Source organism: Collinsella sp. LCP19S3_H3 (assembly GCF_052119145.1).
Lineage (GTDB): Bacteria > Actinomycetota > Coriobacteriia > Coriobacteriales > Coriobacteriaceae > Collinsella.
The window spans coordinates 18,934-42,387 of sequence record NZ_JBQKFW010000003.1 but is presented as its reverse complement, the minus strand read 5'-3'; the positions used below and the strand labels follow the sequence as shown (position 1 = coordinate 42,387).

The 23,454-nt window shown below is 62.0% G+C and carries 23 protein-coding genes; 13 read left to right on the top strand and 10 right to left on the bottom strand.

Going from position 1 to position 23,454, the window contains the following annotated elements; translation table 11 throughout:
- Positions 1-94 precede the first annotated feature (94 nt).
- The 6 genes from ACTQZF_RS02095 (at position 95) to pstB (ending at position 6,204) form a co-directional block, all read left to right on the top strand.
- Positions 95-763 (top strand): HAD hydrolase-like protein, encoded by a 669-nt coding sequence (locus tag ACTQZF_RS02095; RefSeq protein ID WP_441546807.1) that lies wholly within the window; start codon positions 95-97, stop codon positions 761-763.
- Positions 764-817: 54 nt separating this feature from the next.
- Positions 818-2,254 (top strand): M20 family metallopeptidase, encoded by a 1,437-nt coding sequence (locus ACTQZF_RS02090; protein ID WP_427719569.1) that lies wholly within the window; start codon positions 818-820, stop codon positions 2,252-2,254.
- 275 nt (positions 2,255-2,529) lie between these two features.
- Positions 2,530-3,483, top strand: a complete 954-nt coding sequence (locus ACTQZF_RS02085; RefSeq protein ID WP_441554437.1) for a phosphate ABC transporter substrate-binding protein — start codon at positions 2,530-2,532, stop codon at positions 3,481-3,483.
- Positions 3,484-3,507: 24 nt separating this feature from the next.
- The gene (pstC, locus tag ACTQZF_RS02080; RefSeq protein WP_427719566.1) at positions 3,508-4,416 is read left to right on the top strand and encodes a phosphate ABC transporter permease subunit PstC; all 909 of its coding nucleotides are present in this window, start codon (positions 3,508-3,510) and stop codon (positions 4,414-4,416) included.
- On the top strand, positions 4,409-5,335 hold the full coding sequence (gene pstA, locus ACTQZF_RS02075; protein WP_441554436.1) for a phosphate ABC transporter permease PstA: 927 nt from the start codon (positions 4,409-4,411) through the stop codon (positions 5,333-5,335). Before pstC ends, pstA begins: the two co-directional genes overlap by 8 nt.
- Positions 5,332-6,204, top strand: coding sequence for a phosphate ABC transporter ATP-binding protein PstB (pstB, locus tag ACTQZF_RS02070; RefSeq protein ID WP_427719562.1), 873 nt, complete (start codon positions 5,332-5,334; stop codon positions 6,202-6,204). Before pstA ends, pstB begins: the two co-directional genes overlap by 4 nt.
- Before the next feature lie 159 nt (positions 6,205-6,363).
- On the opposite strand, the gene ACTQZF_RS02065 is transcribed toward pstB, so the two are convergent.
- On the bottom strand, positions 6,364-7,737 hold the full coding sequence (locus ACTQZF_RS02065) for an ISL3 family transposase (protein WP_066660379.1): 1,374 nt from the start codon (positions 7,735-7,737) through the stop codon (positions 6,364-6,366).
- A 337-nt stretch (positions 7,738-8,074) separates the two neighbouring features.
- Here ACTQZF_RS02065 and ACTQZF_RS02060 point away from each other — a divergent pair, with 337 nt between their 5' ends.
- Both ACTQZF_RS02060 and ACTQZF_RS02055 read left to right on the top strand, forming a co-directional pair.
- A complete protein-coding gene (locus ACTQZF_RS02060; RefSeq protein ID WP_441554435.1) occupies positions 8,075-9,934 on the top strand; it encodes an ABC-F family ATP-binding cassette domain-containing protein in 1,860 nt (619 codons plus the stop codon).
- Positions 9,935-9,940: 6 nt separating this feature from the next.
- Positions 9,941-10,711: a Cof-type HAD-IIB family hydrolase gene (locus ACTQZF_RS02055; RefSeq protein WP_441554434.1), complete on the top strand. Its 771-nt coding sequence runs from the start codon at positions 9,941-9,943 to the stop codon at positions 10,709-10,711.
- A 98-nt stretch (positions 10,712-10,809) separates the two neighbouring features.
- On the opposite strand, the gene ACTQZF_RS02050 is transcribed toward ACTQZF_RS02055, so the two are convergent.
- From ACTQZF_RS02050 to ACTQZF_RS02035, 4 genes are all read right to left on the bottom strand, one after another.
- Positions 10,810-12,762 carry a heavy metal translocating P-type ATPase gene (locus tag ACTQZF_RS02050; protein ID WP_441554433.1) on the bottom strand — a complete coding sequence of 651 codons (1,953 nt, stop codon included), beginning with the start codon at positions 12,760-12,762 and terminating at the stop codon, positions 10,810-10,812.
- 99 nt (positions 12,763-12,861) lie between these two features.
- Positions 12,862-13,080, bottom strand: coding sequence for a cation transporter (locus tag ACTQZF_RS02045; protein ID WP_195363207.1), 219 nt, complete (start codon positions 13,078-13,080; stop codon positions 12,862-12,864).
- Between the two features lie 63 nt (positions 13,081-13,143).
- A complete protein-coding gene (locus ACTQZF_RS02040; RefSeq protein WP_117794534.1) occupies positions 13,144-13,512 on the bottom strand; it encodes an ArsR/SmtB family transcription factor in 369 nt (122 codons plus the stop codon).
- Positions 13,513-13,923: 411 nt separating this feature from the next.
- Positions 13,924-15,123, bottom strand: coding sequence for a hypothetical protein (locus ACTQZF_RS02035; RefSeq protein WP_427794609.1), 1,200 nt, complete (start codon positions 15,121-15,123; stop codon positions 13,924-13,926).
- Positions 15,124-15,132: 9 nt separating this feature from the next.
- On the opposite strand from ACTQZF_RS02035, the gene ACTQZF_RS02030 reads away from it, so the two are divergent.
- Positions 15,133-15,345, top strand: coding sequence for a hypothetical protein (locus ACTQZF_RS02030; protein WP_441554432.1), 213 nt, complete (start codon positions 15,133-15,135; stop codon positions 15,343-15,345).
- A gap of 208 nt (positions 15,346-15,553) precedes the next feature.
- Here ACTQZF_RS02030 and ACTQZF_RS02025 read toward each other — a convergent pair whose 3' ends face one another.
- Positions 15,554-16,522 (bottom strand): 3'-5' exonuclease, encoded by a 969-nt coding sequence (locus tag ACTQZF_RS02025; RefSeq protein WP_441554431.1) that lies wholly within the window; start codon positions 16,520-16,522, stop codon positions 15,554-15,556.
- A 171-nt stretch (positions 16,523-16,693) separates the two neighbouring features.
- Here ACTQZF_RS02025 and ACTQZF_RS02020 point away from each other — a divergent pair, with 171 nt between their 5' ends.
- Positions 16,694-17,776: a putative manganese transporter gene (locus ACTQZF_RS02020; RefSeq protein WP_441554430.1), complete on the top strand. Its 1,083-nt coding sequence runs from the start codon at positions 16,694-16,696 to the stop codon at positions 17,774-17,776.
- A gap of 132 nt (positions 17,777-17,908) precedes the next feature.
- Here ACTQZF_RS02020 and ACTQZF_RS02015 read toward each other — a convergent pair whose 3' ends face one another.
- Together ACTQZF_RS02015 and ACTQZF_RS02010 are read right to left on the bottom strand one after the other, a co-directional pair.
- Entirely contained in the window at positions 17,909-18,391 is a 483-nt protein-coding gene (locus ACTQZF_RS02015; protein ID WP_441554429.1) for a YaiI/YqxD family protein, read from the bottom strand.
- The gene (locus ACTQZF_RS02010; protein WP_118099399.1) at positions 18,392-18,994 is read right to left on the bottom strand and encodes an HdeD family acid-resistance protein; all 603 of its coding nucleotides are present in this window, start codon (positions 18,992-18,994) and stop codon (positions 18,392-18,394) included. It abuts the gene before it with no gap.
- Between the two features lie 234 nt (positions 18,995-19,228).
- On the opposite strand from ACTQZF_RS02010, the gene ACTQZF_RS02005 reads away from it, so the two are divergent.
- The 3 genes from ACTQZF_RS02005 (at position 19,229) to ACTQZF_RS01995 (ending at position 21,176) form a co-directional block, all read left to right on the top strand.
- Positions 19,229-19,900 carry a nitroreductase family protein gene (locus ACTQZF_RS02005; protein WP_441554428.1) on the top strand — a complete coding sequence of 224 codons (672 nt, stop codon included), beginning with the start codon at positions 19,229-19,231 and terminating at the stop codon, positions 19,898-19,900.
- A gap of 80 nt (positions 19,901-19,980) precedes the next feature.
- Entirely contained in the window at positions 19,981-20,523 is a 543-nt protein-coding gene (locus tag ACTQZF_RS02000) for a histidine phosphatase family protein (protein WP_427747436.1), read from the top strand.
- Positions 20,524-20,540: 17 nt separating this feature from the next.
- On the top strand, positions 20,541-21,176 hold the full coding sequence (locus ACTQZF_RS01995) for a histidine phosphatase family protein (RefSeq protein ID WP_441048236.1): 636 nt from the start codon (positions 20,541-20,543) through the stop codon (positions 21,174-21,176).
- A gap of 127 nt (positions 21,177-21,303) precedes the next feature.
- Here the strand turns inward: ACTQZF_RS01995 and ACTQZF_RS01990 are convergent, their stop codons facing one another.
- On the bottom strand, positions 21,304-21,984 hold the full coding sequence (locus ACTQZF_RS01990; RefSeq protein WP_441554427.1) for a DUF1015 family protein: 681 nt from the start codon (positions 21,982-21,984) through the stop codon (positions 21,304-21,306).
- A gap of 39 nt (positions 21,985-22,023) precedes the next feature.
- Positions 22,024-23,244, bottom strand: coding sequence for a M20 family metallopeptidase (locus ACTQZF_RS01985; RefSeq protein WP_441554426.1), 1,221 nt, complete (start codon positions 23,242-23,244; stop codon positions 22,024-22,026).
- Positions 23,245-23,454 lie beyond the last annotated feature (210 nt).

Genomic DNA, 23,454 nt, shown 5'->3' with positions numbered 1-23,454 from the left:
AGTATAGTAGAGTCGCTCCACATTGCTAGGTTCAATTGTTGAATAGTCAACAGTTTGAAGTGTCGGTGTGGAAATCGTCAACTGGGGAAGAGGGATGTCGATGGAGGCGCTGGAGATATGCAAGCGGCCGGTCGTGCTGTTTGATTTTGACGGCACGGTGGCCGATACGGGCCGGGCGGTGATGACCTCGACGCGTAAAACGCTGGCTGCGCGCGGGTTTTCTGAGGCGCAGATGGGTGACCTGCGCCGCATGATCGGGCCTCCGTTGTGGAAGAGCTTCCACGACTTTTACGGCTTCTCGCGCGAGGAGTCGCTTGTGGTGGCCGACGAGTACCGTGCCTTTTTTGATGAGCTGGGACCGGAAGAGTACCCCGTGTTCGATGGAATTCCCGAACTGCTCGATGGCCTGGCCGCCCAGGGGCATCACTTGGCCGTGGCGACGTCGCGCATGGAGGCAAAGTGCATCGACATGGTGGGCGAGCTGGGGCTTTCACAGTTTGAGGCGGTGGTCGGTATGAATCCGCCGCAGGGGCGCGAGACCAAGGCCGATTCGGTTCGCGATGCCCTGGCGGCGCTCGGCGCGACGGCGGACGATGCCGTGATGATCGGCGACCGCTTTAACGATGTGGAGGGCGCGCACGCAAGGGGCGTGCCGTGCATTGGCATCTATTCGGGCGCGGCGGTGCCGGGCGAGCACGAGGCGGCGGGCGCCGATGCAGTGGTGCACTCGGTGGCCGAGCTTGCTAAACTTTTCGCCATCTAATGACGTTATGCGAGGGGCGGGTGTGGCCGTCGCTCATTGGTAAGGAGGTCGTCCATGAATCAGGTGGAACAGAGCGTTACCGAGTATGTCGACGAGATCTGGGAAGATGTCGTTGCCGATATTGAGCAGCTGGTGAGCTATCCGTCCGTGGCCGTTGCTGCCCATGCGGAGCCCGGTGCGCCGTTTGGCCGCCCGGTCCGTGATGCGCTCGATTGTGCGCTCGGCATTGCGCAAAAGCTCGGCTACCAGACGAGCGACGACGAGGGCTATGTGGGCATCGCCGACATTCCCGGCCGCGGCGATAAGCAGCTTGCGACCATCTGCCATGTGGATGTGGTGCCCGCCGGTCCCGGTTGGAACACCGACCCGTTTGCGATGGAGCGCCGCGAGGGCTGGCTGCTCGGTCGTGGCGTGATCGACGACAAGGGCCCGGCCGTGTTGTCGCTCTACGCCGGTGCCTACCTGATCAAGCACGGCATTGTGCCGCGCTATACCTTCCGCGCGCTGCTGGGCTGCGATGAGGAAGTGGGCATGTCCGACGTTCACCATTATCTGGAGAACCACGCAGACCCCGACTTTTTGTTTACGCCCGATGCCGAGTTCCCGGTCTGCAATGCCGAGAAGGGCCAGTTTGGGGCGACGTTTGTGAGCTCCAAGATCGACGGCGGGCGCATCGTATCGTGGAGCGGTGCCGAGGCGAGCAACGCCATTCCGTCGCAGTCTATCTGCGAACTCGCGATTGCCGCCGATGAGCTGCCGGCGCCCGTTGAGAACGCCGACCGCCTGGAGATCACGGCGCTCGATAACGGGCATGCGCAGATTTTCGCCCACGGTATTGGCGGTCACGCTTCGATGCCCGAGGGAACGATCAATGCCGTCGGCCTCATCGTGGCGTATCTGCGCGAGGCCGAGGACGCGTTTGGTGCACGCGACGAGCGCCTGCTGACGCCCGCCGAGCACGAGTTTGTCAAGTTTCTGACCTTTGTACATGCGGATGCCTATGGCCACGGCCTGGGTATCGACGCGACGAGCCCGGCGTTTGGCCCGCTCACGTGCAACCCCGGTGTTATCCGTGTGATGGATGGCCATATTGAGCAGGTCATCGACGTACGTTTCCCCGACAGCACGAGCGCCGATACCATCTGCGAGCAGCTCGAGCCGCTCGTGGGCCGCTTTGGCGTGACGTGCCGTGTGGGTCGTGCAAAGGTGCCGTTCTCGGTGTCCGCCGACGATCCGGCCGTGAAGGCGCTTATTGATACCTATAACGAGTTTACGGGCAAGCATGCCGAGCCCTTTGCCATGGGCGGCGGCACGTACGCGCGCAACTTTGCCCGCGCCGTGTCGTTTGGCCCCGAGGAAACCGGCCTGGAGCTGCCCGCATGGGGCGGCCAGATGCACGGCCCCAACGAGTGCGCCAACGAGGAACAGCTCAAGCAGGCGCTCAAGATCTATATTGTTGCGATCCTCCGTTTGAATGAATTAGAGCTTTAAGGTTTCGCGGTTTCCTAATCTAAGTTGCGATGGAATAGTTCCTAGAATGGGCCATTTGATGGCCAAGCAGGAACTATTTCACCGCAACTTTGTTTTTATTGGTGTAAAAGGCGGGCCATGCTTGGGGGCGGGTTTGTTATTCGTCTGTAAAGCCGAGTCGCGCTTGCGGTAAGGGTCTATCAAATGCCCGTAAGAAACCGCAGTTGGCGCGGGCACCGCCCGATCGAGGCCGTATCTTTCCAAACAGCAAAGCGGGCAGGGTGCCCGCGAGTCGCATGTATGAAAGGAAGATCATGCTCGATCAGGCTTATTCTCGTCGTCAGTTCCTCGGCCTCGCTGGTGGTCTTGCCAGCTTCGTGGGCCTCGGCCTCGTTGGCTGCGGCGGCGCAGGCGCTTCCAACGCCGCCGACAAGGGCAGCGCCGCTGCCGAGTCCGTCTCCGGCGAGGTGACCTACGACGGCGCCTCCTCGTTCCAGGCTCTCGTCGAGGCCGCTGCCGAGAAGTTCATGGACGCCAACCCGGACGTCTCCGTCTCTGGCTCGGGCAACGGTTCGGGCAAGGGCCTGACCGCCGTTGCCGCCGGTACCGTCACCATCGGTAATTCCGACGTCTTCGCCGAGACCAAGCTCGAGGCCGACCAGGTCAAGAACCTCGTCGACCACGAGGTCGCCGTCGTGGGCATGGGTCCCGTCGTCTCCAAGAACGTGAAGGTCGACGACTTGTCCCTCGAGCAGCTCAAGGGCATCTTCTCCGGCCAGATCACCAACTGGAAGGAGGTCGGCGGCGACGACGCCACCATCGTCGTTCTCAACCGCAAGGCCGGCTCCGGCACCCGCGCCACCTTCGAGGCCGCCGTCTTTGGTGACGAGGCCGTCGACTTTAAGGGCGACGCCGAGCTCGACAAGTCCGGCGACGTCCAGACTCAGATGGCCAGCACCGACAACGCCATCTCCTACCTCGACTTCTCGCACTTCGACGACTCCAAGTTCAACGCCATCAAGGTTGAGGGCGTGGAGCCCAAGAGCGCAAACGTCACTGACGACTCCTTTAAGATCTGGGCGACCGAGCACATGTACTGCGCAAAGGACGCCGACGATGCCACCAAGGCCTTCCTGGAGTTCATGCTTTCCGAAGACGTCCAGGGCAAACTCGTCGAGGAACAGGGCTTTATCCCTGTCTCTGCCATGAAGGTCGTCAAGGACGCCAGCGGCAAGGTCTCCGCTAAATAAGTAATCGCCCCGGAAAGGTTTGCAATGGCAAAACAGCTGCCAAAGCGCGACCTTGAGAACGTGGGCCTGGGCGTCACGGGCGCGTGCGTAGCGCTCGTGACGCTTGTCGTTGCCGCGCTCATCTTTATGGTCGCCCAAAAGGGCCTCTCGGCTTTTCTCAAGGACGGCGTTTCGGTCGTCGAGTTCTTTACCGGCACCAAGTGGGACCTGGCCAACACGGCCGAAAACGGCCTGCCCTATACCGGCGCCCTGCCCCTGATCGTCACCTCGTTTGCGGTCATGGTGCTCTCCACGCTTATCGCGCTGCCCATCGCCATCGGCTCTGCCATCTTTGCGGTCGAGATTAGCCCTAAGTTTGGCTCCAAGGTGTTTCAGCCGCTTATTGAGCTTTTGACCGGCATTCCCTCGGTCGTCTTTGGCCTGGTCGGCTTTCACGTGGTCGTCGGTCTTATGAAGAGCGTTTTCCACGTGAGCACGGGCCTGGGCATCTTGCCCGGTGCCATTGTGCTGGCCGTCATGATCTTGCCGACGATGACCACCCTTTCGGTCGATGGCCTGCGTGCCGTGCCCGATAGCTACCGTCAGGGTTCGCTCGCGCTGGGCTACACCCGCTGGCAGACCATCTGGCACGTGGTACTCAAATCCGCCATGCCGTCGCTCATGACCGCGGTCATCCTCGGCATGACCCGTGCCTTTGGCGAGACGCTCGCCGTGCGCATGGTTATCGGCGGTATCGAGGCCATGCCGACGTCGCTGCTGTCGCCGGCGTCCACCATCACCACCACGCTCACCACGTCCATGGCGGTCTATGCCGAGGGCTCGGCCCAAGACGACGTCCTGTGGGCGCTCGGTCTGCTGCTGATGGGCATGAGCCTCATCTTTATCCTGATCATCCACCTTATCGGCCGCAAGGGGGCGAAGGCTCGTGGCTAGCACGCGCATTCATATCGACGAGGCGAGACTCAGGCGCGTCCAAAAGCAGGACCGCATTGCCACGGGCGTGCTGACGGCAATCGTCGTCATCGTCATGCTCATCGTCGTCTCCATGGTGGCCTATATCCTGTTCGAGGGCATCTCGACGCTGTTCCAGCCGGGCTTTCTCACGCAGCCCGCGCGCGCCAACGGAACCCAGGGCGGCGTGCTCTACCAGCTGTTCGACTCGTTCTATCTGCTGTTGATCACCCTAGGTATCTCGGTGCCCATCAGCTTGGGCGGCGCGGTCTTCCTGGTTGAGTACGCGCCGGACGGACCCATCCGTGACATCGCCTCCACCGCCATCGAGACGCTGTCCTCGCTGCCTTCCATCGTCGTCGGCATGTTCGGCTTTCTGGTATTCTCGGTGCAGCTGGGCTGGAAGTACTCCATCATCTCCGGCGCCGTCGCGCTCACCATGTTCAACATTCCCATCCTGGTGCGCGTGATCCAGCAGGCGCTCGAGGACGTGCCGCAGGCCCAGCGCGATGCGTGCCTGGCTATGGGCCTCACCCGCTGGGAGGCCACGCTGCACATCCTGATCCCCGAGGCCATGCCCGCTATCGTGACCGGTATCGTGCTTTCGGCCGGCCGTGTGTTTGGCGAGGCCGCGGCGCTGCTCTTTACCTCGGGCATGAGCTCGCCGGTGCGTCTGAACTTCTTGAGCTTTAACCTGTCGAGTCCCACCTGCGCCTGGAACGTGTTCCGCCCCGGTGAGTCGCTCGCCGTGCACATCTATAAGATCTATGGCGAGGGCAGCCCCGAGGCACAGCAGATTGTTTGGGGCACCGCGGCACTGCTGATGATCTGCGTGCTGCTGTTTAACGTAGTCGCCCGTATCGTGGGCAAGCAACTGGCAAGGAGGATGACGGCCGAATGAGCGAGATAAATGCAACGCCCGCAACCGAGGCGGCCGCGTCCGAGACCCAGGACTTTCTGTCGAGCGTGGGGGAGAGCGAGAAGCGCGTGCGCGTAAGCGGCAAAGCGGTGAGCGACGAGGTCGTGCTTTCCACCAAGGACGTCAACGTTTACTATGGCGACCACCATGCGCTGCACGATACGTCGCTCGACTTTCACAAGGGCGAGATCACGGCGCTCATCGGGCCTTCGGGCTGCGGTAAGTCGACCTTTTTGCGCAGCCTCAACCTTATGAATCGCGAGATTCGCGGCTGCCGCGTGGAAGGCGAGATTAACTATCGCGGGCGCAACGTGAACACCAAGACCGAGAACACCTACGAGCTGCGTCGCTCCATTGGCATGGTGTTTCAGCAGCCCAACCCTTTCCGCAAGTCCATTCGCGACAACATCACGTTTGCGCCCAAACGCCACGGCATTACTGACCGCGACGAGCTCGATCGCATGGTCGAGGAAAGCCTGCGCGGCGCGGCGCTGTGGGACGAGGTCAAGGACAAGCTCGACAAGAGCGCCTACGCGCTTTCGGGTGGCCAGCAGCAACGCCTGTGCATTGCGCGCACGCTGGCGCTCAATCCCGATGTGATTCTGTTTGACGAGCCCTGCTCGGCGCTCGACCCCATCTCGACGCTGGCAATCGAGGACCTGATGTCATCGATTGTTGCCGACCGCGCCATCGTCATCGTGACGCACAACATGGAGCAGGCGTCGCGCGTGTCCAACCGCACGGCGTTTTTCTACATGGGCGATATGGTCGAGTACGACGAGACCGACGAGATTTTCCAACGGCCCAAGGATAAGCGGCTGAATGATTACCTCACCGGCATGTTCTCCTAGTCCGGGACATGCCTGAGGCCCGCGGCGGCCATGGTTGCCGCGGGACTGATTGGAGAGGCGGGTCATCTCTTACGGGAGATGGCCCGCCTTTTTGTGTCGTGTGCGGCCGTCGACCTACCAAAAAGGAGGCTTCGGTAGTTTGTGTGACAAGGGGCTAGCCTAGGCAGCAACGCTCTTCGCTCCCTTCACGCCCTTCTTCCTCGCCTTCACCGGGCGACCCGGGAGCTGGGGCTGGCAGTCGCCGCACCTGAGCATGAGCAGGGCCACGAGGTTGTCGGTGTTGCGGAAGCCGTAGCCCATCCTCACCGTCACCTTGATCTTGTTGTTGATGGCCTCTACGCGCCCGTTGCTGATGCCGAGCTCGACTGCGGCGATGATGTCGTCGCGCCGGCGGCGCACCTTCTTCTCCACGGCGACGACCTTGGCGATCTTGCAGTAGGCGGCCCTGTGCATCCAGTCGTCGAGCAGCTCGGCGGCCTCGGAGCCGTCGGCTGCCCGGAAGACGGCCCGCAGGTCCTCCTTGAGCTCCCAGGCCCTGACCAGCCGCGAGCCGGCCCTCTTCTTGAGCGCCTCGAGCCTCGCCCTCTGGCCGTCGGTGAGGTCCTCGGGGTTCTTCACGAGCGCGTAGCGGCTGCCCTTGATGGAGGCCGCCTCCTCCTCGAGCGCCCTGACCTCCTCGGGCGGCAGCTCGCCTTTGGCAGGCCTGCCGCGCTTGCCCTCGGGCCTGGGCCTGGCGGCCCTGGCGGCGGCCCTGGCGGCGTTCCACTCCTCGCAGCGCACGGCGTCGAGCGCGTCGTTCATCCACTGGACCACGTGGAAGGGGTCCATGACCCACCTCGCGTTGGGGCAGCGGCGCTTGACCAGCTGCCTTATCCACCTCGCGCCGTCGGCGGTCACCACCTCTATGGCGCGCCTCTGCTCGCGCGTGAGCTCGTCGAGGAACAGGTTGAGCACGTCCTTGCCGGTGCCCTCGTGCGCCCAGATGAGGCAGCCGCGGTCGTGGTCGACGACCACCGTGACGTACTTGTGGCCCTTCTTGTACGACGTCTCGTCGATGCCGATGCGGCGCACGCCGTCGAACCTCGAGGCGCCGCGCGCGGCCTCCAGCTCGGCGTAGACGCGCCTGCACACGCCGCCCACGCTGTGCCACTCGACGCGGGCGAGCTCGGAGACCGCCGAGGCGGTGCAGCGGACCGCCAGCCACGCCACCCAGTCCTCGAAGTCGCGCGTGAAGCGCGCCCCGTGCCGCGCCCAGGGGACGGCCTCGGTGCGCACGCCGTGCTCCGGGCAGCGCACCCTGCAGGGCGCGTACTCCAGGTAGCAGGCCGAGCGCGCCAGGTCCATCGCCCTCCACAGCCTGGGGGCCCCGCGGTTCGCCATGTCGTAGAAGTCGCAGGCCCTGCCGCATACGGGGCAGCGGCGCTGCTCGCGCTTGTAGGGCCGGACGCTCACGACGATGCGCTCGGCCTCGATGCGCGCGCCCAGGACGACCGTGCGGGCCAGACCGAGGGCGAGAAGTAGTAGACTCTTCATGCGTCACACCTCTTCGGTTGTCTGAATTTGGCTTAGCAATCATAGGCGGATGACGCGGAAACGGCCCCTCCCGGGGCCGTTTCAGTTCCAGATCGTTGTTTTCGCCCGCTGAGCTGGGCCTATGCCGGAATCTCTCCCACAGAAACCACCGAAGAGCCCCAAAAAGGGACAGGTTTATTTTGGCAGGTTTAACGTTTTACCACGGAGTGCCCTTGGACTGCTCTGACGTTTGCCCAGATAAAACCTGCCAAAAAAACCTGTCCCTTTTTGGTAGGTTTTGGGGTGGGGCTCGCTGCTATCATGGACAACGTTGAATTTCTACGAAGGAGCAGGGCATATGGCGATTCTTTTGGGATGCGATTCCGTCAGCCTAGAGTTTCCCACCAAGCATATTTTCGATAGCGTGACGCTCGGCGTGGACGAGGGCGACCGCATTGGCATCGTCGGCAAAAACGGCGACGGCAAATCGACGCTGCTGAGTGTGCTCGCCGGTATGCTGGACCCCGACGACGGCCGCGTGACGCATCGCCGCGACACCACGATTGGTTTGCTCGGCCAAAAGGACAACCTGGTCGATACCGACACCGTGCATCATGCCGTCGTCGGCGACACGCCCGAGTACGAATGGGCGTCGAGCCCGCGTACGCGCCAGATCCTGGCCGGCCTTATTAGCGATGTGCCCTGGGAGGGCACGGTGGGCGAGCTTTCGGGCGGTCAGCGCCGCCGCGTGGATCTCGCGCGCCTGCTGATCGGCGACTACGATGTACTCATGCTCGACGAGCCCACCAACCACCTGGACATGCGCACCATCAACTGGCTCGCGCGCCACTTAAAGGCCCGCTGGCAGCGCGGCCAGGGCGCCATGCTCGTGGTCACGCACGACCGTTGGTTCTTGGACGAGGTCTGCACTAGCATGTGGGAGGTCCACGACGGCCAGGTCGATCCCTTCGAGGGCGGCTACTCGGCCTACATCCTTCAGCGCGTAGAGCGCGACCGCATGGCCGCCGTTACCGAGGAGCGCCGTCGCAACATGGCGCGCAAGGAGCTCGCGTGGCTGAGCCGCGGCGCACAGGCGCGCTCCACCAAGCCCAAGTTTCGCGTGGATGCCGCCCGCGAGCTCATTGCCGACGTACCGCCCGTGCGCGACGAGCTGGAGCTCAAGCGCCTGGCGGTGAGTCGCCTGGGCAAGCAGGTTATCGACGTGGTCGACGTGGACGCCGGCTATGCCGATACCGACGGCGCGCCCAAGCAGGTGCTCTCCGACGTGACCTGGCTCATTGGTGCGGGCGACCGCTATGGTCTTTTGGGCGAGAACGGCGCCGGCAAGTCCACACTGCTCGATGTGATTCAGGGCAAGATCGCGCCCCTGCGCGGCCGCGTGAAGATTGGCCAGACGGTGCGCTTTGGCGTGCTGTCGCAGCAGCTCGAGGAGCTCGAGCCCTACATGGGCGACACGATCCGCGAGGTGCTCAGCAACTACAAGAAGTACTACGTTATCGATGGCAAGGAGACCTCGCCCGAGAAGCTCTGCGAGCGCCTGGGCTTTACGACGCAGCAGCTCTGGAGCCGCATCGGCGATCTTTCGGGCGGACAGCGCCGTCGCCTGTCGCTGCTGCTGACGATCCTGGACGAGCCCAATGTGCTCATCCTGGACGAGCCCGGCAACGACCTGGATACCGACATGCTGGCGATTGTCGAGGACCTGCTCGATGGTTGGCCCGGCACGTTGATTCTGGTAACGCATGACCGCTTTTTGATGGAGCGCGTGACCGACCAGCAGTGGGCGCTGCTCGACGGCCACCTGACGCATATGCCCGGCGGCGTCGACCAGTACCTGCGCCTGTGCAATGCCACCGCCGAGGGCGAGCCCGTGGGTGCGCCGAGCGCCAAGACCGGCACGTTTGACACCGGTGCCGCGGCAGCTGCGGCCGAAAAGCCCAAGGCGAGCGGTCAGCCCAATGGCCTTTCCAATGCCGAGCGCCAGAAGCTCCGCCGCGAGGTGAGCTCGCTCGAGCGCAAGATGGAGACGCAGCGCGCTCGCGTGGAGGAGGCCGAGGCCGCGATGGCTCAGGTCGACCCTACCAACTACACGGCGCTGGGCGAGCAGCAGGCAAAGATCGACGAGGCTCACGCCGCTATGGACGAGCTGGAGATGGCGTGGCTCGAGGCGAGCGAGAAGCTCGAGGGCGAGGAGTAGACGAGGATGATCAAAGCCGCGTTTTTCGATATCGACGGCACGCTACTGAGCTTTAAGACGCACCGGATTCCGGCGTCGGCACAGCAAGTGCTCGACAGCTTTCACGAGCAGGGGATCGCGTGCGTGATCGCCACGGGCCGTCCGACCTACCAGATGCCCGATTGGCTGTTCGATCTTGGTTGGGATGCGTACATTACGCTTTCGGGCCAGCACTGCTTTGATGCCGAGGGCGTCTACCGCAGCTGTCCGATTGATCCGGAGGACGTTGCGGTGATTGTGGACCAGGTGGCGCAGGGGCGCTATGACTCACTGTGCATGCAGGGCGAGAACTCGTTTGTGAACCGCCTGTCCGAGCGCGTGGTGACGGCCGGTAACAACGCGGGAATCGTTTACCACGAGGAGCCGTTTGAGCATGCCTTCGATGCGCCGGTTTACCAGTTTTGCGCCTTTGTGGATCCTGCCGACGAGCATATCGTGACCGATGCCGTGTCGCATTCGCTCACCACGCGCTGGTGCGACCTGTTCTGCGATATTATTCCGGCCAATGGCGGCAAGGACCTGGGCGTGGCGGCGACGCTGGAGCGCCTGGGTATCGACGCGAGCGAGGCGATCGCCTTTGGCGACGGCGAGAACGACCTGTCGATGTTTGCCGCCGTGGGCACGAGCGTGGCCATGGGCAACGCGCAAGACACGGTAAAGGCTGCGGCGACCTACGTGACGACCGCCGTGGACGACGACGGAATTTACAACGCCGCAAAGCACTTTGGGCTGCTATAGCTGCGGCTCGGCACTTGGGGACGTTCCTTTTCTGCCGTCAGTTGGGGACGCCCCTTGCGCGTGGTGTGCCGCGTCGCCCGGCCGGAAAGCCACGTATGCTACAGGTTCTTGACACCCATCGCGCGCATGGCGTTCAGGATGGCGATGATCGCCACGCCCACGTCGCCGAACACGGCGAGCCACATGTTGGCAATGCCCAGTGCCGCAAGTACCAGAATCAGCACCTTAATACCCAGTGCAAAGATGATGTTCTGCCAAACAATCGTCATGGTCTTGCGAGCCACGCGGATTGCACGGGAAATGTTGGACGGCTTGTCGTCCATGAGTACAACGTCGGCGGCCTCAATCGCGGCGTCGGAGCCCATGGCGCCCATGGCAATGCCCACATCGGCACGGGTGAGCACGGGCGCATCGTTGATACCGTCGCCCACAAAGGCGAGCTTGCCCTTGCCCGATTCGGTCGCCAGCAATACCTCGACGCGCTCGACCTTGTCTCCTGGCAGAAGCTGCGCGTGGAACTCATCGACTCCCAGCTGATTGGCCACGGCGGCGGCCACTTCCTCGCGGTCTCCCGTGAGCATGACGGTGCGCTTGACGCCGGCGGCGTGCAGCTCGCGAATCGTTTGCTCGGCATCGGCTTTGACGGTGTCGGCAATTACGATGTGACCGGCATAGACGTCATCGACCAGCACATGGAGGATAGTGCCGACGACCTCACAGTCCGGTGTTTCAACGCCGGACGCGGCGAGCATCTTGGCGTTGCCGACGACGACGTGCTTGCCGTCGATGTTCGCCGTCACGCCGTGGCCCGCGTCGTTGGCGGATTCGCATACACGCTTGGGGTCGAGTTGACCCTGGAAGGCGGCGCGCACCGACTGCGCGATGGGGTGGTCGGAGAACGACTCGGCGAGGGCTGCGACTTCAAGCAGCGATTGCTCGGTATAGCCGCCCTCAGGGTGCACCGCGACGACCGAGAACGTGCCGTTGGTGAGCGTGCCGGTTTTGTCGAAGACGACGGTATCCACATCGGCGAGCGCCTCGAGGTAGTTGGAGCCCTTGATGAGAACTCCCAGCTTGGACGCGCCGCCGATGCCGCCAAAGAAGCTCAGCGGCACGCTAATTACGAGTGCGCACGGGCAGCTGACGACGAGGAAGGTCAGGCCGCGCAGGATCCAATCGGACCAAGCACCGGTCACCAGGCCGCCGCCGAGCGCGAGCACCGCTGCCGCGCCGGTGACGGCGGGCGTGTAGACGCGGGCGAACCGTGTGATGAAGTTTTCGGTGCGCGCCTTCTTTTCGCTGGCGTTTTCCACAAGCTCCAGGACGCGCGCGACGGTGGACTCGCCAAAGGGTTTGGTGGTGCGCACGCGGATAAGACCCGTCATGTTGATGCAGCCGCTGATGATATCGTCGCCGGTCTTGGCGGTACGGGGGACCGACTCGCCGGTGAGGGCGGCGGTGTCGAGCTGGGTTACGCCCTCGACGATAACGCCGTCGATGGGCACGCGCTCGCCGGGCTTGATGACAATGACGGTGCCGACGGCGATGTCATCGGGAAAGACCTGCTCGAGCGTGCCGTCAGCCTGCTCAACGTTGGCGTAATCGGGCGCGATGTCCATCATGGCGCTGATCGATTTGCGACTCTTGCCCACGGCGTATGCCTGGAACAGCTCGCCGACCTGGTAGAACAGCATAACGGCGGCGCCTTCGGCCATGTGCGGGTCGGTATCGGGGAAGAGCACCATGGCAAACGCGCCGATGGTCGCGACGGCCATGAGAAAGCTCTCGTCGAACGCCTTGCCGCGGCGGATGTTATTGAATGCCTTTTGCAGTACGTCGTATCCGGCAATCAAAAACGGCACGAGGAACAGCACAAAGCTGGCGTAGATGTTGCCGGGCTCTCCAAATGCGATAGTGAGGGCGCCGAGCTCATCGAGGGCGTACACCACGACAAAAATACCCAGCGCTACCAGGATGCGGTTGCGTTTATGCTCGAGTGACTCTTTTTTCTTGCGCTTCTTCTTTTTCTTCTTGGGGTCGGCGGTGGCCATGACTCAATCCTCCCATTTGAATGTATGAACACTCGCTCATGTAATTTCGCGAGCAAAGGCCGCGGCAAGCGCGGCCTTGCAGGTTGGCGTAAACCTGGGCTAGAGAATGATCTCGCAGTCCGGCTCAGCGTCGGCGGTGAACTCCACGACGCGATCAAGGACCTCGTCGAACTCAGCGTCGTCGGCCTCAAGCGTCAGCTTCTGGGTCATAAAGTTGACCGAAACGGATTTGACGCCCTCGAGCTTGGCGAGTTCGTCCTGAAGCTTACGCGCGCAGTTGGCGCAGTCGATCTCGTCGAGCTTGAACTGCTTTTTCATGATGGGTTCCTTTCCCTGTATTTGCGGCTTGGGTGCAGACCGCTCTGGTACCGTGGTTGGTCGCTATTCGCAGATGTGGCTCATGCCTTGGTTGAGCATGGTGTAGACATGATCGTCGGCGAGCGAGTAGAGGATGTTGCGCCCGTCGCGCCGGAATTTAACCAGGTGCGACTGTTTGAGCGTGCGCAGCTGGTGCGACACCGCGGACTGCGAGGTCGCAGTCGCCTCGGCGATGTCGGCCACGCAGAGTTCGCGGCCCATGAGAGCGTAGAGGATCTTGATACGCGTGGTGTCGCTGAAAACCTTGAACAAGTCGGCAAGGTCGTACAGCAGCTCCTCGTCGGGAAGGTCCTCGGGCGAGCAAGTGGTGGGGATGTCGGGCACGATGGTGGTGTCGATGTCGGTCCTTATTTCATCGGCGTGTTCGCTCATTGCAATATCCTTTCATATGAACATGTGCTCATATAACTTACTTCCGAGTATATGAGCGCATGTTCATATGTCAATATAATTTGCGAAATTTTTTGCTATCGGATGGCTCTAGAGGCGGCTAAGGGCATTGGTTGGTGCTGATAAGGCCGCCGATGCCAACGTGGGTACCCTAGCGACGTGCAAAAAGGGGAGTTTTCAGCATCGACGAGGGGTTATTTATTGCATGATACGGCGTCGTTTGCCGCCACAGGGCTTTACTGGAGTGCAAATGGCAATAGATATTCCCCAGCTGTTGCCTAACTTACATCGAAAACAGCGGCTTCGGTGCAAAATGGGGCAATTCGGCCGCCCTCGGATACTCGGCTCTGCTGAAAACTCCCGTTTTTGCACGTCGCCGGGGTACCCACCCTGTCAGTCCGCCTCTGTTCTGGCCCCGTACACCCTGCCTTCGGGTGTGGAGGTGCTTGTTTGGGCGAACTCCGGGCAATCCAGCTCGATGACTTGCATGTCGTCGATGGCCGGGACATTGTTGATCGTCGGGTCGTCCAGCGAGATGCCCTCGAGCACTGCGCGCTCGAGCTCAAGTGCATTACCCTGCGCTGCGTCTTGACGGAGGAGCTCCTCAATACGCTTCTTTTCCTCGATAAATCTCCTGAGCACAAATTGTCGCAGCTCTTCTTGCTTGATTGCGAAATCTTTGGGCAGGCGCGATGGGCGAATGCCCTCCTTTCGCTGGATTGCCTCCATAACCCTGGCGAAGGCGCTGGCGTGCATAAAGGAATAGCGACTGACGGTAATGATTCCGTAGCCCATGGACGCCAGCGCGTTCTTGCGCTCTTCGTCAATGGCGCGGTCTTCTTCGGCATCGTGCTGAAATCCGTTGTATTCGATATCGGTTCGGGACCGCTTGAGATATGCATCCATATAGAACTTTTCGCGCCGCGTGAGATTCTTTGCAGCAGCTGTGACCTTTACTTCGTAGTCGGTCTCGATCTCGCTAATGCCAAGACCGCCCTCGCGTCTGGGTAGCGTGAGCATCATGACAAACGCCGTTTCCATCGGCGATCGGCATCCGTCCCGCACGCATTGGATGGCTTTTCGAGCAAGTTCGAGGCCCTTGCAGTCGATGAGGGAGTTAAAGAAATGTTTAAGGCTCGAAGTCGAGGTGAGCGCGAAGCGCTCGGTATAGGATGTCGAGGCATCGTGCCCAAGGGAATAGGCTCCACACAGTTCGAAGTAGTACTCCACAAGTTCTCGAAAGGGAAGATAGGTTGCGGCCTGAAGCGCACAGAGTTCGACGCCGACAATATAGATGTCGTCGGCAAGCTTGATAAAGCGCGAGCCCGCGAATCGCTTGGATGATACGTGGCACTTGCAGCCCGTCATGCTGCGCACGTTTGCGCGCTCGAACACCGTTGTATCGAGCGGGGCATCGTTATCCAGAGCGACGTTGTGCCTGGCGAGCCAGTCGGCGGCAGAGTCGAGCAGATCCTTGCTGGGGCGCGCCCCGTAGATCTTGGCAGGGCTGCAGGGCTCGGTGCCAATTGCGGATACCGAGTATGCGGCTTGGTAGACCGCTTTTGCCGTGTTATGTGAAAGCACGATACTCATACAGATAGCATGGCAGACCAGGCGGCGGGGTTCGCAATGAATGCCAAGGCAAAATGGCGCGGCATAACAAAAGCTGTCCAAGCGCTTGACGTCAATGATGGAGAAAGATGCTATTTGGAGCATTGTCGCAGCTCGCTGGCTACGCAGACCTCCACAACTGATGCTGGTCAGCATCGTTTTGATGCAAAGGCGGCGTCAACAAAAATGTGCAATTTGGCTTGAACATACGCAGATGAAGTACTTGGTTATGCGGCGGCTAGACATCGGGGGCTGGAGGGCCATGTTGTACGGCGCGAAAAACGGGCCGATATCCGCTTGGACATCGGCCCGTTTTTGCGTCGCTTGAGGGGGGCGCCTCGGCGTGTCGCTTTTGCGCCGGGCGCTATGGTCCGGCAAGTATTGCTCGCGAATGGCGCCTCTGCTTGGCAATCTACTTGGCAAACAGGTTCTTGAGGTTGAACTCGGCCTGCACCGTGCGGAGCATGAGGTCGGTGTCGTCGAGGCCCAGGTGCTGCTCGTTGGCGTCGGGCGCGAGGGTGCCGCGACGGCGTGCCCAGTTCTCGAGTGCGGCGGGCGCGGACTCGCGGGGGAGCGAGCGCACGTCGGCGTCCAGGCTGCGGCAGATCTGGCGTGAGTCGATGACGATAATCTTGCCGGCTCGGCGCGCCTCGGCATAGCCGTCCAGATGGATCTTGAACCAGCTGTCCTCAAAGGCGGCGTTGTGCGCCATGTACGGGTATTTCTTCATGAGCTTGAGCAGCTGCTTTTGCAGCTCCTTGTTCTCGCGGAAGGGCGTTTTGCCGTCGATGTCGTTCCAGGTGATGTGATGGATATTCGACAGCGGCACATCTTCGCCGCGGTAGATATCGGGCAGGCCGCAGTAGTGTGCCTCGGCGTCGTGCGGGACGGCGTCGCTGGTGAGCTCCATGATCTCCCAGCCCACGTTGATGATGTAGCCGCGCTCGGGTGCGCGGCCGGTGGTCTCGATGTCGATGCCGAGCACCGTGCCCTGGATGGGCTTGCGGGCGTACGCCACGCCGAGCGCATCGCGGTCGCCGCGGATCTCGCGCATGACGGACGCGGCGGTGCGCTTTTGCATCTTGCCGATGCCGGCGCAGGTATCGGCGTCGGACAGGCCGCGCGAAAGCGTCGCGGGCGTCACGTTGCGCAGGCGCGCCTCGCCAATCTGGTCGCATAGGTCGCGGTTGCGGTCGGCCAGGTCGCGCACGGTGGCAAAGTCGAAGCCAGGGTCGCCCTCGGCGGTAAAGTACTCGGTCTCGAGCACCTTGAGGGCCTCTTCGCCTTTTTGACGCTCGGACTCCATGGCGGCGTGATCGCCATAGATGAACATGGGGATAAACGGCTGGCGCTCGTATTCGAGTGCTTGCGAAACATTCATATACTGCTCCTTGGACGGGCCGCGTCGTGCGGCTCGGGGTCATTGAGATGTGGCGAGATGATAGTTTACCATATGCAACTATTGGCATCACGCCTAGGACAACTACAATACCCTAGTTGACCGCTAGGACTTTTACAATGCTGCCGAAAGACACGAAAGGTTCCATCCGTCATGGATTTGCTGATTGATATTTTGCTCGACGCCGGCAAGGACACGCTCTCGCTGGTGCCGTTCTTGTTGGTGACATATCTGGCCCTCGAGACGCTGGAGCATGTGGCAGGCGATCGTGTCAACGGCGCCATCAAGCGTGCCGGCGCCGCTGGCCCCGTGGTTGGCTCGTTGCTGGGCATGGTGCCGCAGTGTGGCTTTTCGGCGATGGCGGCAACGCTGTACGCCGGTCGCGTCGTGACGTTGGGCACCCTGGTGGCGGTGTTTCTCTCGACCTCCGACGAGATGCTGCCACTGCTGCTTGCCGAGCAGGTTCCCGTGCAGACCATGGCGATGCTTTTGGCTTCGAAGGCGCTGATCGCGCTGGTCACGGGCTTTATCGTGGATGCCGTCATTCGCGGCCTGCGTCGCAACGCCCGTGCTCATGCGGCGATTCGCCGTACCGTGTTGGGAACCGCTGCCAATCCGGCGCACGTTAACTGCGCGCACGACGACCATACCGGCGGTGACATCATCGACGAGGTGGCCGAGGCGGGCGTGAGCGCCGACCACATCCATGAGCTGTGCGAGCGCGACCATTGCGGTTGTGATGAAGACGAGGACGAGCGTGACCACGGACATGGCCACGACCACGGACACGAGGGCGAGCACGAACACCACCACGGTCACTCCCACTCACACAAAGGCGCGCCCGTCCTGTCGATTATCCGCAGCGCGATTTCGCACACCGTACAGGTTTCGGTATTCATTTTCCTGGTGACGCTGATTCTGGTCGCCGTGCTCGAGACCTTCGGCGAGTCCGCGATCGAGCAGTTCCTGCGCGGCAACGAGACGCTCGCTGTCCTGGGTTCGGCGCTTGTCGGCCTCATTCCCAACTGCTCGGCGAGCGTGGTCATTACGCAGCTGTATCTGGAAGGCGCGCTGCAGCTGGCACCGATGCTCGCCGGCACGCTCATTTCTGCCGGCGTGGGTTACCTGGTGCTGTTCCGCACCAACCGCAGCGCTCGCGAAAACGCGGTGTTCCTGGTCATGATGTACGTCATCGGCGCCGGCTGGGGCCTTATCCTTTCCGCCTTTGGCCTCTAAGTAGATGTTTGAGGCATCCCGTAAAAACTGGGGCATTCCTCAAAGATCTACCGCCATGACCGGCGTTGGATGCGCGCCAATCGCCAAAACAAAAAGGTAGATTTTTATGCATGTCCCAAAAATCTACCTTGGTTAGCGCAGCAGGTCGGTGAGGTTGCGCTTAAAGCGGGCGCGGTCTTCGCTGGTGAAGGCTGCCGGTCCACGGGTGCGACCGCCGGCGCGGCGCACTTTCTTTTCTTCGTGACGAATAAACAGCTGCATATCGATGGTGGCTTTGTCGTACAAGCGCCCGCGCACGCCGATAGCGGCGGCATCGCGACCGAGCACCATGCTGGCCAGGCCAATGTCCTGTGTCACGACCACATCGCCTGCCTGCAGACGCTCGATAATGGCAAAGTCGGCGCTATCGGCGCCTACGCTCACGTCGAGTGTTGTGACCCAAAAGCCACGTCGCGCGTGCTCGGCATCGCGTGGGTCGTCACGGCGAATGTGCCGCTCCAGGTTTTGCGTGCTGTTGCCGGCAACAACCACGGCAACACCCGCCCGTCGTGCGCAGTCGATCGACTCACGCGTGACCGGGCAGGCGTCGGCATCAATAAACAGCGTTCGCGGCATCTAGTGCACCAGCTTGCCAAAGCGGATAGCGCGAATAACCAGCGTCACGCCAAACACCAGGAGTGCAGCGCCGGTAAAGATGACGAGCATCTTTGCCGACCACAGCGGGTAGATGAACACGAACACGCCGGCGATGATGGAGAGCGCGCCGCTCAGGATGGCGAGGGCGCGGTTGGAAGAAAGCTCGGACTCCAGAATCGACATGATGCCCTCGACAATCCAGCCAAAGCCGGCCACGACCACCACAAGCGTGCTGAGCGTCGCGGTCGAAAGCGCCTGGTTGCGCAGGATCACCACGCCGCCCAAGATGATGAGCAGGTTGGCGAGGATGCTCGTGACGCGCCAGCCGGCGGGCAGCAGCGGCTCAAAAATGGCGGTGAACAGCCTGACGCCAGCCGTGATCACAAAGTAGAAGCCCAGTACGGTCGTCAAAAAGACGAGGGTCTTAGCGGGTGCAAACAGCAGCGCGATGCCGGCGATGAGTGCGATGACACCCGTGGCGGCGTAGATCCAGCGCACGGCTTTAATCGCCTTGCCTGCCATGCTTTTCTCGTCAAATCCAAACAGACTCGATTGTTGGTCGTCATTCTTAAAGATGCCCATGAGGCCTCCTTTCCGTGCGGCGTAAGCCGCGATCGTTACAACTGGTATCGCCTAAAGGAGCTGGCGTATGGGCCGGGGGAGGGCGAAACACAACTCAAAGGCCCCGATTTGTTTCCGTTGTTCCCCACGTTGCGATTTTCTATTCAACAGGTGTAGAACATTGCAGCTCTGTTCGTTATTGCCTGCGTTTTAGGTTAGATTTTCCTAAGAACAATTGGCTTTTTGGGGGTCCCTATGAACGAAGCAGTTCCCGTGGTGCCGTCGAGCGCCGAGTCGATGGCAAAGCAGGGTTGCGAAAAGCTTGGCCTGGATGCGTTTGATGCGCTGGTCCGTCGCGCCCGCACATGCCGCCGTTTTGACGAGTCCATGCGCGTGCCGCGCGAGTTTTTGCTCGAGCTGGCAGAGCTGGCGCACCTGGTCCCCTGTGGCGCCAATGCTCAGCGCTTGCGTTTTCATGTGGTGAGCGGTGCCGAGGACTGCGCTCGCGTGTTTGACGAACTCGCATGGGCCGGGGCGCTCAAGGACTGGCCGGGTCCTGCCGAGGGCGAGCGTCCGACCGGCTACATTGCAATTCTTGCCGAGCGCACCGTTCCCGGCAAGCCCGCCGCGCCTATCACCGAGGTCGACACGGGCATCGCGGCTCAGACGATGATGCTCGCCGCGCGCAGCGCAACGCCCGAGGTGGCGGCTTGCATGTTCAAGGCCTTTACGCCCCGCGCGATCGATGCGATGGGGCTCGACGGCGACAAGTACGAGCTCAAGCTAATCATGGCCTTTGGCGTGTCGGCCGAGACCCAGGTTATCGACGCGATCGATTCCAACCCCGACGGTTCTATTAATTACTGGCGCGACGAGGCGCAGGTGCATCACGTGCCCAAGCGTCCGCTTGCCGACGTGCTGGTGTAGTTGCGTCGTTGCGGCGCGATCCGGCGGCAAACCACCACAAAGGTGCCTGTCCCCTTTGTGGTGGTGCGAGGGGAGGGCGTGTGTCCGATCTGTATTTGGTTCGGCATGGGCAGACCGAGCTTAACGTGCAGAACATTTTGCAGGGCTGGCAAGACTCGCCGCTCACGGAGCGCGGGCGCGAGCAGGCACTGGCGACGCGCGCGGCGTTTGAGGCGCGCGGTATCTCCTTTGACCACGCGTATTCGTCTCCGTTGGGTCGGGCGCGCCACACGGCCGAGCTGATCGTTGGCGAGGATCTTCCCATAGAGCCGGTCGATGATTTGCGCGAGTGGCGCCTGGGCACGCTGGAGGGCACATCAAATCGCGATATGCCGCCGCAGCCCTGGGGCGATTATCCGGTGGCCTTTGGTGGCGAGTCGGAAGGCGAGCTTCGGGCGCGCATGGTCGCGGCGCTGTCCCGTATTATGGCCCGACCGCAGCACGATCGTGTGCTTGCGGTCTCTCATGGCTCTGCCTGCCAGGAGTTTCTTAGATGCGTGACCGGCGGGGGAGAGCAGCCCGACAACGGTGCCGTGCTTCATTTTGGCTATTGCGACGGGGCGTTTTCGCTCCTTGATTGGTAACGAACGAAGGGACCCCTATGAACAAAGATCTGTATCTGGTCCGTCATGGACAGACAATATTCAACCTTAAACGCATTATTCAGGGATGGAGCGATTCGCCGCTCACGCAGTTGGGCTGCGAGCAGGCGGCGCGTGCCGGCATGTTCTTGCGTGCGCGTGGCGTTGAGCCCGATCACGCCTACACCTCGACGCTGCACCGCACCGAGCAGACTATCGCCAGCCTGTGGCCGGGCCTTGCCTACGAGCGTCTGGATGGCCTGCGCGAGTGGTTCTTTGGCGACTTTGAGGCCGAGCGCGTGATGCTGATGCCCGAGCGTCCGTGGCGTGACTTTTATCGTCAGTTTGGCGGTGAGGGCCAGATGCAGGTACGTGAGCGCATGGTGACGACGTTGACCGATCTTATGCGACGCCCGGACCATTCGTGCGTGCTCGCGGTGAGCCATGCCTCGGCCATCAAGGAGTTTTTGGATCACTCTAGGGGAGCGGCGGCCGACGAGCGCGAGCGCGTGCCGGGCAACTGCTCGGTTCTGCATTTTGCGTTTGACGATGCAACCGATACGTTTGAACTGGTCGAAGTCTTTACGCAGGAGGATTACGCGCGTGAGCTGGGGCTAGAGCCACTCGTGGCGGCAGCGGGCCCGCGGCGTGGGTAGCGCGGGTGCGGCGATGCGGTTTGCCGGCGTAATTGTTTGATGCGAAAGGGGCGGGGATGCATGCGCATGTATCCCCGCCCCTTGCTTGTTGAGCTGCCGAGTCTTTGTGCTGGGCGTTTAGGCCCCGTTAGAACCGTGCGATCTGGTGAGTGAGCAGACCCGTCGGAACCTGCGGCGCGACGCCGCTGACCTGTGCGGCGGGGAACAGCACGGCCACGGTAAAGTTGAACGGCTCTTTGCCCGTGTAGGTGCCGGCTGCGCGGGCCTCGTCTGCCAGGAGCTGCGACGCCCCGGTCAGAGCGACGGCGTAGGCGGGGTCGTCGGCCAGTGCCGGCTCCGGTGCCTGATCGAGCATGGCTCGGATGGCGGCAACAGCGTCCTCGCGCTTGACTTCCCACACGCGATGCGTAATGCCGGTGGGGTCGGTGACGGCATAGAGCGCCGCGCCCTCTTTGGCGGCGCCAAGGATGATATCCATGACGGGCGAGGCTTCGTAGGCGAGCGACACGGGGCGCGGCTGCACCTTGAGCTCGGCGATTGTACGGGCGGCTGCGGCCGCATCTGCGGAAGCTGCGTCGCCGCCCGTCAGTACGCCGACCGGGCAAATTGCCACAACGCCCGTCACGCGCCCTGGCTCTCCGGAGCATTCGTACACGTAATACGCCGCACCCGGATCCTTGAGCATGAGCCCATCGGCAATCGCACCGCGCAGGGCGTCGTTGCCGCTCAGGATGTCGCCCATCTGCGGCAGAGCCTCGAGCACACGGTCCTGAGCCGGGCGGATGCAGGGAAACGGAAGAGCTTTCATGGACAGTCCTAACGCGCTAGTCGGTTTGTTTGCGGCTTATTATGCCCCAACTTGGCTATTCGCGCCCCAGAGCGTGTTGTCGGCGAGCGCGATCAGCACCCGCTGGCAGCGAACGATATCGGCGTGGGGCACATATTCGTTGGGCTTATGGGCGAGCGCGAGCGAGCCTGGGCCATAGCTCATGCAGTTGCGGTTACCCGTCTTGCCGGCAATGACGGCAGTGTCGGTGTAGCCGGTAAAGAAGCCGACGGTCGTGTCCGCGCCTGTCACGTCATCGGCGGCACGCTTGAGCGCGGCTAGAAGGGGAGAGACCGGATCGCGCTCGATGGCGGGGCGGTCGCCTGTCACGGTATAGCTTCCATGGCAACCGGGGACTGTGGCTTCGGCGCCGGCGATGGCCTGCTCTACCATGCGCGTCGCGGCGGCCGTATCGGTCGGCGGCGTCAGGCGCATATCGACCCAGACCTTGGCACGGTCGGGCACGACATAGGGGCGATAGCCGCCCTCGATCTGTCCAAACGTGATGGTCGAAGCCCCCAGCTCATCATGCACGGGCAGCGCCGCGAACGCATGGCGCAGCGCACAGACGGCCTCGGCCATGGCGGCGACGGCATCCGCTCCCTTCCAGGGCTGGCTCGCATGCGCCGTGACGCCGGTCATCTCGATCTCGAACCACGTGCGACCTTTGTGCGCCACCTGAATCTGTCCGTCGGTGGGCTCGGTGTCCAGCACCCATTCGCGCGAGCCGACCCAGCCGGCATCGATGGCGGCCTCGGAGCCGCGCATAAAGTCCTCTTCGTCGACCGAGAAAATAAGCGAGAAGCCGCGGTGGGGCAGCTCGCCCTCTGCCGCCACGCGCTCGAGTGCGTGGACAAGCGCGGTAATGGCGCAAGCCAGGCCGCCCTTCATGTCGCAGGCGCCCCGGCCATAGAGTTTGTCGTTGCGCACAACCGCCCCAAGCGGCGGCGTGTCCGCGTCCCAGCCATCTCCTAGGGTGACGGTATCCATATGGCAGATGTAGACGAGTCGCGCCTCGTCGCTCACACCCGGCACGGTGACAATAAGGTTGCGGCGCCCGGAGAGTACTTCGAGCTCTGCAATCTGCACGGCATCGAGCGCAGGACTATCAAGCTGCGCCAGCTGCTGTTCAATGAGCCTCTTAATGAAGTGTTCGATCTCGCCTTCGTAGGCGCCCGGGTCCGAGCTATCAATCTTCACGAGCTCCTGCGTAAGCCGCCAGGCAAAGTTCTCATCAACCATATGCAACCTCACAATCAGTTTGTTTCCAAAACCGATTGTAAGCCACCTGGAAAATTCGCGACGTGTGCGTAGCAGTATTAACCGTTCACAGGCCGAGCCATCGCGTTTGGCGTCCGGGCAGGCTCGCAAACGACGCAATGGGTACGTATCCTTCATGGACGACATGCTGTGCGACATATCTGCCTTTCGGTATCACCGGATACCTCCACA

Bases quoted from the DNA above. Each gene is read 5' to 3' on its own strand.
- ACTQZF_RS02095 (WP_441546807.1), top strand. From the start codon at position 95: ATGTCGATGGAGGCGCTGGAGATATGCAAGCGGCCGGTCGTGCTGTTT.
- ACTQZF_RS02090 (WP_427719569.1), top strand. From the start codon at position 818: ATGAATCAGGTGGAACAGAGCGTTACCGAGTATGTCGACGAGATCTGG.
- ACTQZF_RS02085 (WP_441554437.1), top strand. From the start codon at position 2,530: ATGTATGAAAGGAAGATCATGCTCGATCAGGCTTATTCTCGTCGTCAG.
- pstC (WP_427719566.1), top strand. From the start codon at position 3,508: ATGGCAAAACAGCTGCCAAAGCGCGACCTTGAGAACGTGGGCCTGGGC.
- pstB (WP_427719562.1), top strand. From the start codon at position 5,332: ATGAGCGAGATAAATGCAACGCCCGCAACCGAGGCGGCCGCGTCCGAG.
- ACTQZF_RS02065 (WP_066660379.1), bottom strand. From the start codon at position 7,737: ATGAAGAGTCTACTACTTCTCGCCCTCGGTCTGGCCCGCACGGTCGTC.
- ACTQZF_RS02060 (WP_441554435.1), top strand. From the start codon at position 8,075: ATGGCGATTCTTTTGGGATGCGATTCCGTCAGCCTAGAGTTTCCCACC.
- ACTQZF_RS02055 (WP_441554434.1), top strand. From the start codon at position 9,941: ATGATCAAAGCCGCGTTTTTCGATATCGACGGCACGCTACTGAGCTTT.
- ACTQZF_RS02050 (WP_441554433.1), bottom strand. From the start codon at position 12,762: ATGGCCACCGCCGACCCCAAGAAGAAAAAGAAGAAGCGCAAGAAAAAA.
- ACTQZF_RS02045 (WP_195363207.1), bottom strand. From the start codon at position 13,080: ATGAAAAAGCAGTTCAAGCTCGACGAGATCGACTGCGCCAACTGCGCG.
- ACTQZF_RS02040 (WP_117794534.1), bottom strand. From the start codon at position 13,512: ATGAGCGAACACGCCGATGAAATAAGGACCGACATCGACACCACCATC.
- ACTQZF_RS02035 (WP_427794609.1), bottom strand. From the start codon at position 15,123: ATGAGTATCGTGCTTTCACATAACACGGCAAAAGCGGTCTACCAAGCC.
- ACTQZF_RS02030 (WP_441554432.1), top strand. From the start codon at position 15,133: ATGGCAGACCAGGCGGCGGGGTTCGCAATGAATGCCAAGGCAAAATGG.
- ACTQZF_RS02025 (WP_441554431.1), bottom strand. From the start codon at position 16,522: ATGAATGTTTCGCAAGCACTCGAATACGAGCGCCAGCCGTTTATCCCC.
- ACTQZF_RS02020 (WP_441554430.1), top strand. From the start codon at position 16,694: ATGGATTTGCTGATTGATATTTTGCTCGACGCCGGCAAGGACACGCTC.
- ACTQZF_RS02015 (WP_441554429.1), bottom strand. From the start codon at position 18,391: ATGCCGCGAACGCTGTTTATTGATGCCGACGCCTGCCCGGTCACGCGT.
- ACTQZF_RS02010 (WP_118099399.1), bottom strand. From the start codon at position 18,994: ATGGGCATCTTTAAGAATGACGACCAACAATCGAGTCTGTTTGGATTT.
- ACTQZF_RS02005 (WP_441554428.1), top strand. From the start codon at position 19,229: ATGAACGAAGCAGTTCCCGTGGTGCCGTCGAGCGCCGAGTCGATGGCA.
- ACTQZF_RS01995 (WP_441048236.1), top strand. From the start codon at position 20,541: ATGAACAAAGATCTGTATCTGGTCCGTCATGGACAGACAATATTCAAC.
- ACTQZF_RS01990 (WP_441554427.1), bottom strand. From the start codon at position 21,984: ATGAAAGCTCTTCCGTTTCCCTGCATCCGCCCGGCTCAGGACCGTGTG.
- ACTQZF_RS01985 (WP_441554426.1), bottom strand. From the start codon at position 23,244: ATGGTTGATGAGAACTTTGCCTGGCGGCTTACGCAGGAGCTCGTGAAG.